The organism is Burkholderiales bacterium (assembly GCA_035518095.1).
GTDB lineage: Bacteria > Pseudomonadota > Gammaproteobacteria > Burkholderiales > JAHFRG01 > JAHFRG01.
Genome location: DATIXX010000057.1, coordinates 16388 through 31500 on the forward strand (window position 1 = coordinate 16388; position 15113 = coordinate 31500).

Below are 15113 nucleotides of genomic sequence, written 5' to 3' on the forward strand. Positions count from 1 at the left end.
ATCTAATTTAACAACACACCAGGCTGACATGCTGGGCGCGCCGCGGTTCCCGCATAGGAGAAATCGCGGTTCAGGGCTCGGCGCGGTTCGCCTTGAACGGCATAAGCGGGTTACAGCAGAGGAACGATCAATAGCGCGACAATATTGATAATCTTTATTAACGGGTTGACCGCGGGGCCGGCGGTGTCTTTATACGGATCGCCGACGGTGTCACCGGTGACCGCCGCCTTGTGCGCGTCGCTGCCCTTGCCGCCGTAATGCCCGTCCTCGATATATTTCTTAGCATTGTCCCATGCTCCGCCACCGGTGGTCATGGAAATCGCTACAAAAAGGCCGGTCACGATGGTGCCCACCAGCAGTCCTCCCAGCGCCTTGACACCGGCACCGGGCCCCAGGATCAAGCGCATGACAAACGCGACCACGATCGGCGTCAGCACCGGCAGTAGCGAGGGTATCATCATTTCCTTGATCGCGGCGCGAGTCAGCATGTCCACCGCGCGTGAGTAATCCGGCTTCGCCGTTCCTTCCATGATGCCTTTGATCTCCTTGAACTGGCGGCGCACTTCAATGACCACTGATCCCGCCGCCCGTCCCACGGCTTCCATCGCCATTGAGGCAAAGAGATAGGGTATAAGCCCCCCAATGAACAATCCGATGATGACTGCGGGATCAGAAAGTTGAAACGGAACATTTTTGTGTACAGATTCCAGCGCATGCGTATAGTCCGCGAACAGCACCAAAGCCGCCAGGCCCGCGGAACCGATGGCGTAGCCCTTGGTCACTGCCTTGGTCGTATTTCCCACTGCATCCAGCGGGTCAGTGATGGCGCGAACTTCGTCGGGCAGTTTCGCCATTTGCGCGATGCCACCCGCGTTGTCGGTAATTGGACCGTACGCGTCAAGCGCCACGATGATGCCGGTCATGGACAGCATCGAAGTCGCCGCAATGGCGATGCCATAAAGACCCGCAGTCACATAGGACGCCCATATCGACAGGCAGATCGCCAGCACAGGGAGCGCGGTAGCCTTCATCGAGACGCCGAGCCCGGCGATGATGTTCGTGGCGTGACCGGTCGTGGACGCTTGTGCGACATGGCGTACCGGACTGAATTCGGTCGCGGTGTAATATTCGGTAATCACCACCATCAAGCCCGTGAGCACCAACCCTACGACAGCCGAGCCGAACAATTTAATCGGGCTGAGAAATGCGTATTGCGCACCGATGTCGCCCATGAGCAGCCAGGTAATCGGGATGTAGCCTATTACCGCGATCGCTCCTGCAACAAAGAGTCCGCGGTAAAGCGCACTCATGATTTTTTTGCCCGGTACCACTTTTACGAAAAGGCAGCCGATGATCGAGGCGATGATAGAAAAGCCGCCGATAACGAGCGGGTACACTGCCGCTTTCCACACAACTTGAGGCGAATTCAGGAGCAATGTGCCTAAGAGCATGGTGGCGATGACGGTTACCGCATAAGTTTCGAATAAATCGGCAGCCATGCCCGCGCAGTCGCCGACATTGTCGCCCACGTTATCTGCAATCACCGCCGGATTGCGCGGATCGTCTTCAGGTATACCGGCCTCAACCTTGCCCACGAGGTCGGCGCCAACGTCGGCGCCCTTGGTGAAGATTCCGCCGCCAAGACGGGCGAAGATGGAAATAAGCGAAGCGCCGAAACCCAGGCCGACCAGCGACTCGATGACCTGGCTTAATACCGCGCCCTGCGGTGCAGTGTTTACCAGGACCACAAAATAGCCCGTGACTCCAAGCAGGGCCAGGCCTACAACCAGCAAACCGGTTATCGCGCCGCCGCGGAAAGCGACCTTCAATGCTTCATTGAGGCCGGTGCGCGCCGCCTCGGCGGTGCGCAGGTTAGCGCGTACGGAAACATTCATGCCAATGTACCCGGCTGCTCCCGAGAGTATCGCGCCGATGGCGAACCCGACTGCGGTTTTCCATGTCAACACAAAGCCGATCACCAGAAACAAGATAACGCCGACCATACTGATGGTTCTGTACTGGCGATTCAGATAAGCCGAAGCGCCCACCTGTACCGCGGCGGAAATTTCACGCATGCGGTCGGTGCCGCTCGGTTGATTCAATATCCACTTGATTGAAATGCCACCGAAAACGATGGCAAGGATCGCGCAGACAAGCGCAAAAGCAAGTGCGAATGCAATGGCCGCTGTCATGATTCCCCCCTCGAATTGACTTCTTTCAATTATGCCACAAAGCCGGAATCGGAATGCTCCGGGCAGTTAAACTTTAAATTCCCCCGAAAGCTTTTTTGGCACCGCTGTGTTTTTTAGCTTGATGTAATCCGGCAATCCGTTTTTGTAGGGAGGATAATCCTCGCCTTTGATGAGCGGTTCGAGGTAAGTCCGGCACTTTCTGGTGATGCCGAAGCCGTCTTCTGAAATGAAATCGCGCGGCATTTTTTTTTCGCGGTTCGCCACGTCCTCAAGTCTCGCCATGCCAATGGTCCATTTGTAAGGCATGTCCGATTTGCGCACCAATGTCGGCATCACCGAATTTTGTCCCCTAACGGCAAATTCGACCGCAGCTTTGCCCACTGCATAAGCCTGTTGGACGTCGGTTTTCGAGGCGATATGGCGCGCCGCACGCTGCAGATAGTCCGCCACTGCCCAGTGATATTTGTATCCCAGTTTTCTTTGCACCAAATTAGCGATTACCGGGGCCACGCCCCCCAACTGCGCATGCCCGAAGGCGTCGCGCAACCCGGACTCCGACAGAAAATTTCCGTCTGCGTTTTTAATGCCCTCGGAAACGGCGACCGTACAATAACCGTATAGCTCCACCGACTGCTTTGCTTTGGCAAGAAATTTATCCTCGTCAAAAGTGATCTCGGGGAAAAGGAGAGCCTGCGGCGCATCGCCAGCTTTTTCCGCCGCAAGTCCGCACGCAGCGGTTATCCAGCCGGCATGCCGGCCCATGACTTCCAACACGAACACCTTGGTCGAGGTCTTGGCCATGGAAGCAACGTCGAATCCGGCCTCGCGGATGCTGGTTGCCACATACTTCGCCACCGAGCCGAAACCGGGACAACAATCGGTGATCGGCAAATCGTTGTCCACTGTTTTCGGTACGTGCACCGCGATGATGGGATAGCCCATTGCTTCCGAAAGCAGCGAAACCTTGAGACAGGTGTCTGCGGAATCGCCTCCACCGTTATAGAAAAAATAGCCGATGTTGTGGGCGCGAAACACTTCAATCAGCCGCTCGTACTGCGCGCGGTTCTCCTCCAGGCCTTTGAGCTTGTAGCGGCAAGAGCCAAACGCACCTGAGGGCGTGTGGCGCAGCGCTCGTATCGCTGCCCGCGATTCTTTGCTGGTGTCAATCAGCTCTTCGGTGAGCGCGCCAATGATGCCGTTTCGGCCTGCGTAGACCTTGGCGATTTTGGTCCGGTATTTGCGAGCGGTTTCAATCACCGCACAGGCGGACGCGTTAATGACGGCAGTTACTCCTCCCGATTGCGCATAAAATGCATTTTTCGGTTTCATGGTCAAATGTGTAAAAAGTAAGGGGCTCGATTCGAGAAATAAGAATCGTAAACGTGTGGGATTTACTTTTGGCCGTCGCGCACCACGCTTTTTTGATCCTCTAGCGCGGCAAGGCACTTTTCACAAATTTCATCAACTCCGCCGATTCCGGAAATCTTCACATATCTGGGCGCGCCCTTGCTACCTTGCGCCGCCCATTTGCAATAGTACTCAATCAGCTGTTTGGTTTGCGAATGATATACGGCAAGGCGCTTTTTTACTGTTGCTTCCTTGTCATCATCGCGCTGCACCAGATCCTCGCCGGTCAAGTCATCTTTGCCTTCGACGTTTGGGGGATTGAACGCTACGTGATAAGTCCGGCCGGAGGCGGGATGCACGCGGCGGCCACTCAAGCGGCGGATGATTTCGTCATCCGGCACGTCGATTTCCAATACCAAATCCAAACTTACTCCCGCCTTTTTCAGTGCCTCTGCCTGCGGGATAGTCCGGGGAAAACCGTCCAGAAGAAATCCATTAGCGCAATCAGGTTGCTTAATGCGTTCCTTGACCAGGCCGATGATGACATCATCCGGCACCAGACCTCCGGAATCCATATATTTTTTGGCCTCGATACCAAGTTTTGTCCCGGCCTTGACCGCCGCGCGCAACATATCGCCGGTGGAAATCTGCGGAATTCCGTACTTTTGCGTGATGTAGGTTGCCTGAGTTCCTTTGCCCGCGCCCGGAGCTCCCAGCAGGATTAGTCGCATGAATTATTTCGCCCTGAAGGCTGAGAAGCGGTGCACCGCCCGAACCTGAATGTGCAACTGCGATAGTTTACTGCAATCAGACCGATTTCGCAGCGCGTCATGCGCGCGCCAGGAGTTCGCGCACTCTTTGCAAATCTTCAGGCGTATCCACGCCGGCCTCGGGGGCGTAGCGGGTTATCACCACCCCGATCCGGTAGCCGTGCCACAGCACGCGCAATTGCTCGAGCGCTTCAAATGCCTCGAGAGGCGACGGTTCAAGTTCTGCATAGGTTTTCAAAAAGGCGGCGCGGTAAGCGTAGATGCCGAGATGGCGATACGCGGGTAATTTTTCAGGCCATTTGTTCTCAGCAAACGCATCCCGGGCATGGGGAATCGGCGAACGCGAGAAATACAACGCGCCGCCCTTTTTATCCAGCACTACCTTCACGATATTAGGGTTGAGCAGCTCCTGGCGCCCATGTATGGAATGGCAGGCGGTCGCCACCTGTGTGTCGGTGTGCTCATCGAGATACTGCGCGACTTCATGGATCAATTCGGGCACAATCAGTGGTTCATCGCCCTGCACGTTGACAATTATCGTCTCGTCGGCAAGCCCTTTTTGCCGGACAACCTCGGCAACCCGCTCGGTGCCGGATACATGTTCCGACCGGGTGAGGCACGCTTTGAAACCGTAATGTTTGACCGCGTCCGCTACCTGCTGGTGGTCTGTGGCTACCCAAACCGAACGGGCGCCGCTTGCGGCCGCTTTTTCCGCGACATGCACCACCATTGGTTTGCCTGCAATATCGAGCAGCGGTTTTCCAGGAAGGCGGGCGGAATTCAGGCGCGCTGGTATCACAACGATAAATTCCATCTTACCCCTTGCGTCTCAATGAACTTCCTCCTCGGGGGGAAGCTTGCGTGCCTCCTCTTCGAGCATTATCGGTATGTCGTCCTTGATGGGGTAGGCGAGGCGGTCTGGTTTGCAGATCAGCTCTTGTTCAGTTTTCTTGTAAACCAGTGGGCCCTTGCATAGTGGACAGACCAGGATGTCAAGCAGTTTGGGGTCCATGATGAATCTCCAGGAATCTCTGATTAAGTCCGCCGCGGATTGCGTTGCCGGCAAAATGCGGATGGATGCGAGGCGCGCGACGAAGGTCGTAGCTTGGACTACGAAGCCGAGGAGCGCAACGACGCAGACACCGCATTTTACCGCAACCCGGAGGGACGGCGGCTTTGCGGGCGGTCTGCTTTGTCGCTCGGCTTGCCAAGGGGAGTGGCCATTGGCTTCGCCTCGCTTCGCGCATCCCTTCCCGCAAAGGCACCGTCGCAGCCGCGTGGGATTTGATCAGAGTTTCCTTAATTTTTTCAGAATCAGTAAGCCCAGTTCGCGCGGCACTTGCGCATCCACCGCAAGCACCCAGTATTTTTCATTTGCGAACGTTTGACATTTTACTGCATCTTTCTCGGTCATGATGATGGCTTCCGCGTCAGGCGCGTACAAATCGTCCGCTTGGTAAGGATAGTGATCGGGAAATGGACGTGCGGCGGCAGTGAGACCGAGCGCCTGCAGTTGGCGGAAAAACCGCTGCGGATGTCCTATTCCCGCCACCGCGTAGGTTTTTTTCCCTCGCAAATCGGCGGCGGATGCTTTGAAGTCGGGGTTGAGCAAATTGTAGAAAATTTCGCCCGCCAGTTTCATGTTGAATGAGTGCGCCGGGGCGCCTGCGGATGGCTCACCGTCCTGTACCACCACCGCGTCAACGGATTCCAGTCGGCCGACCAGTTCGCGCAACGGGCCGGCAGGCAATGGCAGACCGTTGCCGAATTTGCGTTCGCCGTCTACCACCGCGATTTCCACGTCTCGATTAAGGCGGTAATGCTGCAAGCCGTCGTCGCTTATGACGATGTCGCATTCGGAATGCGCAGCAAGCAAAGCTACGGCCGCGGCCGCCCGGTTGCGCCCGACCCAAACCGGGCAGCCGCAGCGCCGCGCCAGCAGTACCGGCTCATCGCCAACAACCGCCGGGCTGCTTTGCGGGGTGACCTCAAGTGGTTCTGTATTTCTGCCGCCATAGCCGCGGCTCACGATACCCGGCTTGAATCCTTCCTGCTGCAGAAAGTATGTCAGCCAGATGACCAGCGGCGTTTTACCGGTACCCCCTACCGAAATGTTGCCGATGACGATCACAGGCACCGGCAATTTAATGGCCGGCAGAAGATGTAGCACGTAGAGAAAGCGGCGCAGGCTGGCCAGGATCCCGAACAGCAGGCTAAACGGAAGCAGCAGAACGTGCCAAGGCGTCAAGCGGTACCAGTATTGTTCCAGCCAGTACACTTTGTCTCCAGGTTGAACGAAAAACGGCAAAGCGGACTATTTTGGCGTTCTGGTCTCGGCGGTAAACGTGACGTGGCTGTAGCCGGCGATCCGCGCGGCTTCCAGGACTCTTATAACCGTCTGATGCGTGGCGTTGGCGTCGGCGTTAATTACGATCACGGGGTTCTTCGCGTTGCCGGCGGCCTTGCGCAATTGCTCGCTCAATTCGTCCGGATCAACGGTGTTGACCGCTTTGTCTTCAATAAAATAATGTCCCGCTGCATCTATGGCGACGTTCACTTCGTTGGGCCGTTCCTCCTGTTTCTCGGCGTTCGCCTTAGGCAGGTTGATTTTCAGTTCCGAGTACTTATTATAGGTAGTGCTGACCATCAAAAAAATCAAAATGACCAGCAACACGTCGATTAGCGGCACCAGATTGATTTCCGGTTCTTCTTTTTGGTAGCCGCGCCTGAAATCCACGCCGGTGCCCCCTCAAGTAATCTACAAGATGATTCCGTTTATTTGGGAACCAGAGCCGTTCCTTTGGCGCCCTGGCGCCACGACGCACAAGCGCATGCGGCTATTCCTGCCGCTCGCCGTGGACGATTTCCATCAGCTTGATTGCCTGCATTTCCATCTCAATCACCAGCGTATCCACTTTGGCTCGATAAAAGCGATAGAAAATCATGCTTGGTACCGCGACCATAATGCCGAACGCCGTGTTATAGAGTGCAATTGAAATTCCATGGGCAAGCTGCACCGGATTACTGCTGGTCGGCGTCTGTGAGCCGAAGATTTCAATCATTCCGATGACTGTGCCGAACAAGCCGAGCAACGGGCTAATGGCGGCAATGGTCCCGAGGCTAGGGAGGAAGCGCTCGAGCTCATGCGCTACCGCGTGGCCCGCTTCATCGATGGCTTCTTTCATTACGTCGCGCGGGTTTTTGACGTTCTTGAGCCCGCCCGCGAAAATCCTGCCGAGCAATGAATTCTGTTCCAGGCGCGCAAGCATTTCCTCGCTCACGCCGTTTTGATTCAAATCGTTGACAAGCGCCGGCAACAATTCCTTCGGGGCTACCAGATTGCGCCTTAACGAAAATGCGCGTTCGAGAATGATGCCTACTGCGATGACGGAAGCGATGATAATGAGCCAGATCGGCCAGCCTGCTGCATCAATGATGGCTAACACGCAACGATTCCCGGTGAAAAGGCGTCACTTTATCGTGCTACATATTTTTCGGCAAGTGTAGCGCCGATTGGTTCGTGCTGATTCGGATCGCGCTGTTATAAATCCGCAGCATCAAAAGGGTTTTTTGTCTTTTCCACATTCTTTGTGGATAACTTTGTGCATAGCTTGTCAAAAATATGTCTAAATGGTTTTTTGCTAAAGAAATTCTCTTTACCGATTAAATATTATGCGGATGGATTACCTATAACAATCAGGAGCTTGTAATTGAAACGCCGGGGACCTGTCAATTTGCGATATGTGATATTTCGCACACTTTACGAATTGTGGATCAAGCGGGTTGGCGAGGCCGCGTCTGGCAAGGGATTTCGGGCAAAATCGGGCGAAAATCCGCGCCGGTGCTTGAGTTTTTTTCGCGTCTCTAGTGCTGGCGCGGCATAACGCCATGTTCGTCAGGCTGCGGTAGAATTCCTGAATGTCCAATCAGCCTGAATTTCTGCCGCGCCCAACCGTGATCAGCGTCAGCGAGCTCAATCGCAGCGCGCGCGATTTGCTTGAGCACGGTTTTCCGCTTACCTGGGTCGCAGGAGAAATTTCCAATTTAACCCGCGCAACCTCGGGGCATTGGTATTTTTCGCTTAAGGATCCGCAAGCGCAAGTGCGCTGCGTGATGTTCCGTCAAAAAAGTTTGCTGCTTGATTGGAAACCGGAAAACGGCATGCAAGTGGAAGTCAGGGCACTCGTGTCGCTTTATGAGGCGCGCGGCGAGTTTCAGCTCAATGTGGAGACCATGCGCCGCTCGGGCTCGGGCGCGCTTTACCAGGCTTTCGAGAGGCTCAAAACAAAGCTGGCGTCTGAAGGTCTGTTTGCGGAGAGCCGCAAAAAATCCCTGCCGCCTTTTCCACGCTCCATCGGCATCATCACCTCGCCGGCCGCGGCGGCGTTGCGCGATGTGGTTACTACGCTTCGGCGCCGAATGCCGGGAATTGCTGTCATTATTTATCCAACCCCCGTGCAAGGGGAAGATGCGGCTGAGAAAATTAGTGAGGCAATTTATACCGCGGGGCGGCGCGCTGAATGCGATTTGCTCATTGTGTGCCGGGGCGGAGGCAGCATCGAGGATTTGTGGGCGTTCAACGAGGAAATCGTTGCGCGAGCGCTCGCAGCCTGCCCGATTCCAATCGTATGCGGGGTGGGGCATGAAACCGATTTCACGATCGCCGACTTTGTAGCGGACCGGCGCGCGCCCACTCCCACCGCGGCGGCCGAACTGGCCAGCCCGAACCGGCTGGAACTCCTCGCGGGTCTCGCGCTCATCGAAAAGCGGCTGCAACGGGTTATAATGCGCGCACTGGAAGGCCGCATGCAGCAGCTCGATTATTTGTCGCGGCGTCTGCAACATCCCGCTGCGCAATTGCTTGAGCGGCGCGCGCACCTGCAGCAATTAGTGCTGCGCCTCAAAAGCGCGTGGTCGAGGCATGCCGATAATCGGCACTGGCGCATTCGCGAGTTGCGGCAAAAGCTGAAAGCGCCGGAAACCGTGCGCTTGCAGCAACGCCAAGTCGACTTGGCGACGCGACTTAGGCGATCTGTTGAAAGCCATCTGGAAAGCATGAGGGCGCGCTTGCGAAATTTGAACTCGCATCTTGCGCACCTAAGTCCGAAACTTGTGCTCGAGCGGGGTTACAGCGTGGTTGAAGATGCCGCGGGAAAAATTATTCGCGACAGCGCGCAAATTGCCAGCGGCGATCAACTTAAAATGACTTTTGCCAGGGGCACGGCCAGAGCACGCGTGACCGGCAAAGGTTGACAACTTATCTACATCTGTTATGTAAGGAGGAATGCCATGGCCAAAAAGAACCAATCCGATGGGATTTACAAAATTGTCGAGATCGTCGGCAGCAGCAAAATATCCTGGGAAGATGCTGCGAAACATGCAGTGCAGATCGCGTCTAGGACATTGCGCGATTTGCGAGTCGCCGAAATTACCAAGCTGGACATGAAGGTGGAAGAAGGCAAGGTCGTCGCGTATCGCGCCAGAGTGACCTTGTCTTTCAAGTACCAGGCCTAAGCGCGAATCAGAGCGTACGGTTTGGTAGCCGGGCGCGGTCATAAGCCCGCGCACGACTACTGCGCAATGCGATTGCACCCGCCGTGCATCGAGCAGGCGGCGCGGGTATCGAGCCGGTTTAATCATTTCGCGGCAGCTGATATCGAGCGCTGCCACGCATTGCGACAGGGCTCGGCATCGGCGTACGATGTTGACAGTCATGTAAATGCCAAGCTAAAGTGGCGGCGTGATTCGCTATTTTAAAGCGTTGTCGTCGCGCGGCCGGCGCTGGTTGCTTCTATTGGCGCTCGTGAGTTTCATAGGTTTTTACGGCACGGGGCCGTTCCACCATCACAAAAACGCCACCGAAGAATTGTTGTGCCCGGCGTGTCAAGTCGCCTCGCATCAAGTTATAGATTTGCCCTCGCCTGATATCGCGCCTCTTCTGGCAAGTCTTTTCCTGATATTTTTACTTCCGCGGCCGCAGCGCTCTGTTCCCACAAACTGCGGCATACGATTCCGACCCCCGTCTCACGCACCACCTGCTGTTACCCCCAACTGAAGCAGTGATCGCGCTCGCCATCGGGTGAGCTTCCATCCATTGTTTCCGCGCCCATGATCGGTCGGCAAGGCTTGTTGTTTTAACCTGCCTTGCCGTATCCGAGGTTCGCGCATGCCATGGGCACATCACGCTTGAGGAGGGTAACACATGAAATTCGCTTACATTTTGCTGAGCGTCATGCTGGTACTGGGCTGTGCATTTTTTGATCTGCAAGCATATGCACAGCCGGCGGAGCAGCAACAGGTAACCGGGACCGCACAAGACGCGCTTGGCAGGCCGCTCGCCGGCGTCAATGTGAGTTTGAAATCTGCAAGCGGACAGGTCTTGGCGCAAACAAAGAGCGCCAGCGATGGCAAATTTGTATTCAAAAATGTGGAGCCTGGAACGTATGAAGTCGCCGCAGAAAAATCTGGATTTCAACAATCCTCGGTGATCGTGACGCTAAATACGGGAAAGAGCGCCTCCGCTACGGTGACGCTCGCATCCAAAGAGGCGCTTAACTTGCATATCGTTACCGAGCGATTGGAGCAGGCGCGCAACGGGTTGCTGCCTGAAACGGGGAGCAGTATTTATCGCTTCGACCTTAACGACATTACCGACTTGCCGCAGGGCGGAAACACGGCGATCAATGACGTGATTCTTCAGGCTCCAGGGGTTGCACAGGATTCGTATGGTCAATTTCATGTGCGCGGCGAACACGCCAATAACCAGTTCCGCATCAACGGGGTGATCCTGCCGGAGGGAATCACCGGTTTTGGACAGACCGTGGATACCCGTTTTATCAACAGAATGGATTTTCTTACCGGAGCGCTGCCTGCGCAGTACGGATATCGCACCTCCAGCGTATTAAGCCTGTACACAAAGACCGGGGCTTTCGAAAATGGCGCTGACCTGGGTGTTTATGGAGGAAGCCACAATACTTTTGAGACCTACGGGGAGGCCACCGGCTCAAAAGGACCATCAAATTTTTACGCAACCGTGTCGTACCTGCAAAACGATTTGGGAGTCAGCCCCCCCACGCCCGGTCCTAATCCCATTCATGATCACTCCGATCAAGCCAGGGGCTTTGGGTATTTCTCGTATCTTCTGAGCGATGAAGCCCGAGTCAATGTTATTGCGGCGGACGTGGAAGGTAACTTTGAGATCCCCAACAACCCGGGGCAACCCCAGGTCTGGACCCTGAATGGTGTTCCCACGTTTGATTCGGCGTTTCTGGATGAAAGCCAAAAGGAAACAAACCGATATGCCGTTCTGTCGCTGCAAGGAACTTCAGGAGCCGCTTTTGATTACCAGGTGTCTGCGTTCAACCGTTATTCCAAGACCACTTTTACTCCCGACCCAAGCGGCGACTTGATATTCACCGGGGTCGCGTCCAACGTGACCCGCAGCAGCTTCCTCAACGGTTCGCAAGGCGATGCCGGTTTCAAGCTGAACCCACAACATACTTTACGCAGCGGTTATTACGTGAGCGCAGAGCGGGCCGACTCCAATAACTCATCCTCGGTCTTTCCTACCGATACCCAGTTTCTTACAGACTCGACCATGCAGACCAGCGATGTGCCGTTCGGCATCATCGACAACTCGGCGATAACGGCGTGGCTGTTTGGCTTTTATCTGCAAGACGAATGGCATCCCATCGATAAACTCACCGTCAATTACGGCGCGCGCGTTGATCGATACCACGGTTACTCCGAAGGGGGTCAGGTGAGCCCGCGCTTGGGGACGGTATATCAATTAAGCCCCCAGACTGCGTTGCATGCTGCATTTGCGCGCTACTTCACGCCTCCACCCACTGAGCTGGTCTCGTCGAAAGACATTGCCTTGTTCGAAAATACCAGCAATGCCCCGTTTAACGGCCAAAACTCTCAAGTGCTGCCCGAGCGCTCTTATTACTTTGACGCGGGGATTACGCATCAGGCGACGCCGAACTTGAGTCTCGGGCTCGACGCTTATTACAAGTACGCGCGGGATCTGATCGACGAAGGGTTTTTTGGCTCGGCTTTGATATTGACTCCGTTTAATTACAACCGGGGCAAGGTTTATGGCACTGAATTCACCACCAACTACAAGAAAGGCCGATTTTCAAGTTATACCAATTTGGCGTATTCACAGGCGTGGGGAGAAGATGTCATCTCCGGCCAATATATGTTCGAAGCAGACGAACTTGCCTATATCGCCAACAATTATATACACCTGGACCACGACCAGCTGATCACAGCGTCCGCCGGCGTCGCGTACTTGCTGGGGGAAACCAAAGTCAGCTTGGACGGACTTTATGGCTCGGGGTTGCGGCAGGGTTTCGCCAACACAGACCATGTCACGCCCAGTCTGCAATTGAACTTCGGTGCCACGCGAAGTTTCGACGCCCCGTTGGTGGGAAAGCTTACTTGGCGCGTTGCAATGCTGAATATTCTTGACCGTACCAATATACTTAGGAGTGGTTCGGGCGTCGGCGTCTTCGCTGCCCAATACGCGCCGAGGAGAGCGGTTTACGGGGGCATTAGTAAACAGTTTTAAGGATGATGCGTTGATTGATGACGAATTAAATTAAGATAGGAGACTAATGATGCTGCATGACATTCACGAAGCACTGACCGCGCTGAAATTCGGCGGTATCATGATTTATCCGCTGATGGCTTTGGCTGTGCTCGCCTTGGCTGTCGTTCTCGACAAGGCGTTCGTGTATTGGCGCTACGTCCGGCTGCCCGCTGATTTACTCGGCTTGGTGGAAACCTACAACTTTGCATGGCCTGATCTGGCGCGGCGGCTGACGGCTCTTGGGCCACGCAACTACTTTGGCCGGTTTTTTCAAGTAATTCTCGCCAACCGCGCGCAGCCGTCCTGGTGGGTCGAGTCGCGAGCTGGGGACGAGGCGCAACAGATCGAAAAATCCCTGGCGCGCGGATTGTGGGTACTGGAAACCACAGTGACGGGTGCGCCGCTTTTGGGTCTGCTTGGAACGATCATCGGCATGATGAACGCCTTCCGGTTAATCGGCAGCAACGGGCTGGTGGATCCAGGCGGCGTGACTGGCGGAGTGGCCCAGGCATTAATCGCCACCGCCATCGGCATTCTTATTGCGGTCATAGCGCTGTTCGCGTTTAATTTTTTCTCACGCTTGCAAGCCCAGGCTTTGGATGAAATGGAGCGCCTGGGCACGCGGCTGATCGACCGTATCCGCCTGGACCGGCAGGAAAAGGAGGTGCGTCGTGAAGTTGCGTAAATCGAGGGACCATCGCCGCGGTCGCGTTGAAATCATCCCGATGATCGACGTCATGTTTTTTTTACTGGCCACATTCATGCTGGCGTCGCTCTCCATGCAAAACCTGCACTCCCTGGCGGTCAATCTGCCCCGGGGGCAGGCCGCTCTACTACAGCCTAATAAATCCGTGACGTTAACCGTAACACAGGACAACCGCATTTTTCTGGATAAAACTCCAGTCACGCTCGACACCCTTTCTGAATCACTGAAACCGATGTTGCAAGGACCCGATGCGCGGGTAATTGTTGCGGCGGACAGCGCGGCATCAAACGGCATCGTGGTGCAGGCAATGCTGCAGGCACGCAAGGCGGGAGCGGAACATTTTCTGATCGCCGTGAAGCATGTGGAGTAGCAGAGTCGCATCAGGAGGCGTTTTGCAGCTGGATAATCCATGGCACCGCCTGCCGTGGGTATTGCCGTGCGCGCTGCTGATCTGGGCGACGATGTTGTGGCTTGCAGGAATTTATTTGAAGCACTTGCAGCAGAATCTTACCGAGGTTAAACCGATCGAAGCGCAGTTGATCGAGTTACCGCCACCCCCGGCACCCGAGGTGCAACCTCCTGCGCCTGAAACGCCGGAACCGGAACCCATAAAAAGGAGAATCATCGTCAAACCCAAGATTCCCAAGCCCGTTATCGAGCACAAGCTGCCTCCGCCCGAGACCCCCCCGCCGCAACCGCGATTGCAAACCGAAACGCCGCCTGTTCAGCAACCGCCCAAGTCTGCGTCCGTTGTCGAGCCGCGCAGCACGATCGGTGGCGGCAATGTTGGCGCTCATGCAATTTTTCAGCCAAAACCTGAAATTCCAGACGAATTGCGCCAGGAGGCGATGAAGGCGATTGCTATTGCCCGTTTCCACGTAGCGCCCGACGGCAGCGCCACCGTCGAACTCATCAAGCCGACCAATAATCCGCGCATTAATCAGCTTCTCCTCAATACGCTAAAACAATGGCGGTTTTTCCCGGCGCTTATCGACGGCAAGCCGGTCGCTTCGACGCAAGATTTGCGCATTCACCTCGAAATCAAGTAAACGCAAAACGACCAACGCGTTTACAAATACAACGAATCGCTTGAAAAACTCCGGTGTGCGTATTGCTGCACGCTGTTTCTGAAAGCGTCGATCACCATCGATCCCTGTAGACAATATACTATACCCCAGTATATTATCGAGCGATCAGCGATCGGAGGATCCATGGGGCACACCATCAGTGAAAAGACCAAACTGCTCGGCCGGGTACGCCGCATCCGCGGACAGATCGAGGCGGTCGAGCGAGCCTTGGAAGTCGAAAAAGGCTGCGCAGAAGTGCTGCAACTCATTGCCGCGGCGCGCGGCGCGATCAACGGTCTGATGGCGGAGGTCATCGAAGACCACATCCGCCTGCACCTCGCCGACCCGGCGCGCGATTCCAAAGCCGAACGATCCAAAGGCGCGGTGGAGTTGATTGAAGTTGTACGCTCTTACCTGAAATAGCCTGAGGCACCGCCA

General features: G+C 55.4%; 15 protein-coding genes. 7 read left to right on the forward strand and 8 right to left on the reverse strand.

Annotated features, from left to right (window positions below):
- Positions 1-110: 110 nt before the first annotated feature.
- The 8 genes from VLV32_09875 to VLV32_09910 all read right to left on the reverse strand — a co-directional run bounded on the left by VLV32_09875 (position 111) and on the right by VLV32_09910 (position 7755).
- Positions 111-2192: a sodium-translocating pyrophosphatase gene (locus VLV32_09875; protein HUL42192.1), complete on the reverse strand. Its 2082-nt coding sequence runs from the start codon at positions 2190-2192 to the stop codon at positions 111-113.
- A gap of 66 nt (positions 2193-2258) precedes the next feature.
- Entirely contained in the window at positions 2259-3521 is a 1263-nt protein-coding gene (locus tag VLV32_09880) for a 6-phosphofructokinase (protein HUL42193.1), read from the reverse strand.
- A gap of 62 nt (positions 3522-3583) precedes the next feature.
- The gene (gene adk, locus VLV32_09885) at positions 3584-4270 is read right to left on the reverse strand and encodes an adenylate kinase (GenBank protein HUL42194.1); all 687 of its coding nucleotides are present in this window, start codon (positions 4268-4270) and stop codon (positions 3584-3586) included.
- 97 nt (positions 4271-4367) lie between these two features.
- Positions 4368-5123, reverse strand: coding sequence for a 3-deoxy-manno-octulosonate cytidylyltransferase (gene kdsB / locus VLV32_09890; GenBank protein ID HUL42195.1), 756 nt, complete (start codon positions 5121-5123; stop codon positions 4368-4370).
- A gap of 15 nt (positions 5124-5138) precedes the next feature.
- Positions 5139-5321, reverse strand: coding sequence for a Trm112 family protein (locus VLV32_09895; protein ID HUL42196.1), 183 nt, complete (start codon positions 5319-5321; stop codon positions 5139-5141).
- A 276-nt stretch (positions 5322-5597) separates the two neighbouring features.
- The gene (lpxK, locus tag VLV32_09900) at positions 5598-6587 is read right to left on the reverse strand and encodes a tetraacyldisaccharide 4'-kinase (GenBank protein HUL42197.1); all 990 of its coding nucleotides are present in this window, start codon (positions 6585-6587) and stop codon (positions 5598-5600) included.
- 36 nt (positions 6588-6623) lie between these two features.
- A complete protein-coding gene (locus VLV32_09905; GenBank protein ID HUL42198.1) occupies positions 6624-7046 on the reverse strand; it encodes a biopolymer transporter ExbD in 423 nt (140 codons plus the stop codon).
- A gap of 100 nt (positions 7047-7146) precedes the next feature.
- Positions 7147-7755 carry a MotA/TolQ/ExbB proton channel family protein gene (locus tag VLV32_09910; protein ID HUL42199.1) on the reverse strand — a complete coding sequence of 203 codons (609 nt, stop codon included), beginning with the start codon at positions 7753-7755 and terminating at the stop codon, positions 7147-7149.
- A gap of 472 nt (positions 7756-8227) precedes the next feature.
- Between VLV32_09910 and xseA the strand changes: the two genes are divergently transcribed.
- The 7 genes from xseA to VLV32_09945 all read left to right on the forward strand — a co-directional run bounded on the left by xseA (position 8228) and on the right by VLV32_09945 (position 15098).
- Complete coding sequence (xseA, locus tag VLV32_09915) at positions 8228-9562, forward strand: exodeoxyribonuclease VII large subunit (protein ID HUL42200.1); 1335 nt, start codon at positions 8228-8230, stop codon at positions 9560-9562.
- A gap of 36 nt (positions 9563-9598) precedes the next feature.
- Positions 9599-9823 carry a dodecin family protein gene (locus VLV32_09920; protein HUL42201.1) on the forward strand — a complete coding sequence of 75 codons (225 nt, stop codon included), beginning with the start codon at positions 9599-9601 and terminating at the stop codon, positions 9821-9823.
- Positions 9824-10511: 688 nt separating this feature from the next.
- Positions 10512-12881 (forward strand): TonB-dependent receptor, encoded by a 2370-nt coding sequence (locus VLV32_09925; protein ID HUL42202.1) that lies wholly within the window; start codon positions 10512-10514, stop codon positions 12879-12881.
- Between the two features lie 46 nt (positions 12882-12927).
- On the forward strand, positions 12928-13587 hold the full coding sequence (locus tag VLV32_09930; GenBank protein HUL42203.1) for a MotA/TolQ/ExbB proton channel family protein: 660 nt from the start codon (positions 12928-12930) through the stop codon (positions 13585-13587).
- Positions 13574-13978, forward strand: a complete 405-nt coding sequence (locus VLV32_09935; GenBank protein ID HUL42204.1) for a biopolymer transporter ExbD — start codon at positions 13574-13576, stop codon at positions 13976-13978. The genes VLV32_09930 and VLV32_09935 overlap by 14 nt, the downstream gene beginning before the upstream one ends.
- Positions 13968-14657 (forward strand): energy transducer TonB, encoded by a 690-nt coding sequence (locus VLV32_09940; GenBank protein ID HUL42205.1) that lies wholly within the window; start codon positions 13968-13970, stop codon positions 14655-14657. Before VLV32_09935 ends, VLV32_09940 begins: the two co-directional genes overlap by 11 nt.
- Before the next feature lie 162 nt (positions 14658-14819).
- Entirely contained in the window at positions 14820-15098 is a 279-nt protein-coding gene (locus tag VLV32_09945) for a metal/formaldehyde-sensitive transcriptional repressor (protein HUL42206.1), read from the forward strand.
- The last annotated feature ends 15 nt before the right edge of the window (positions 15099-15113 follow it).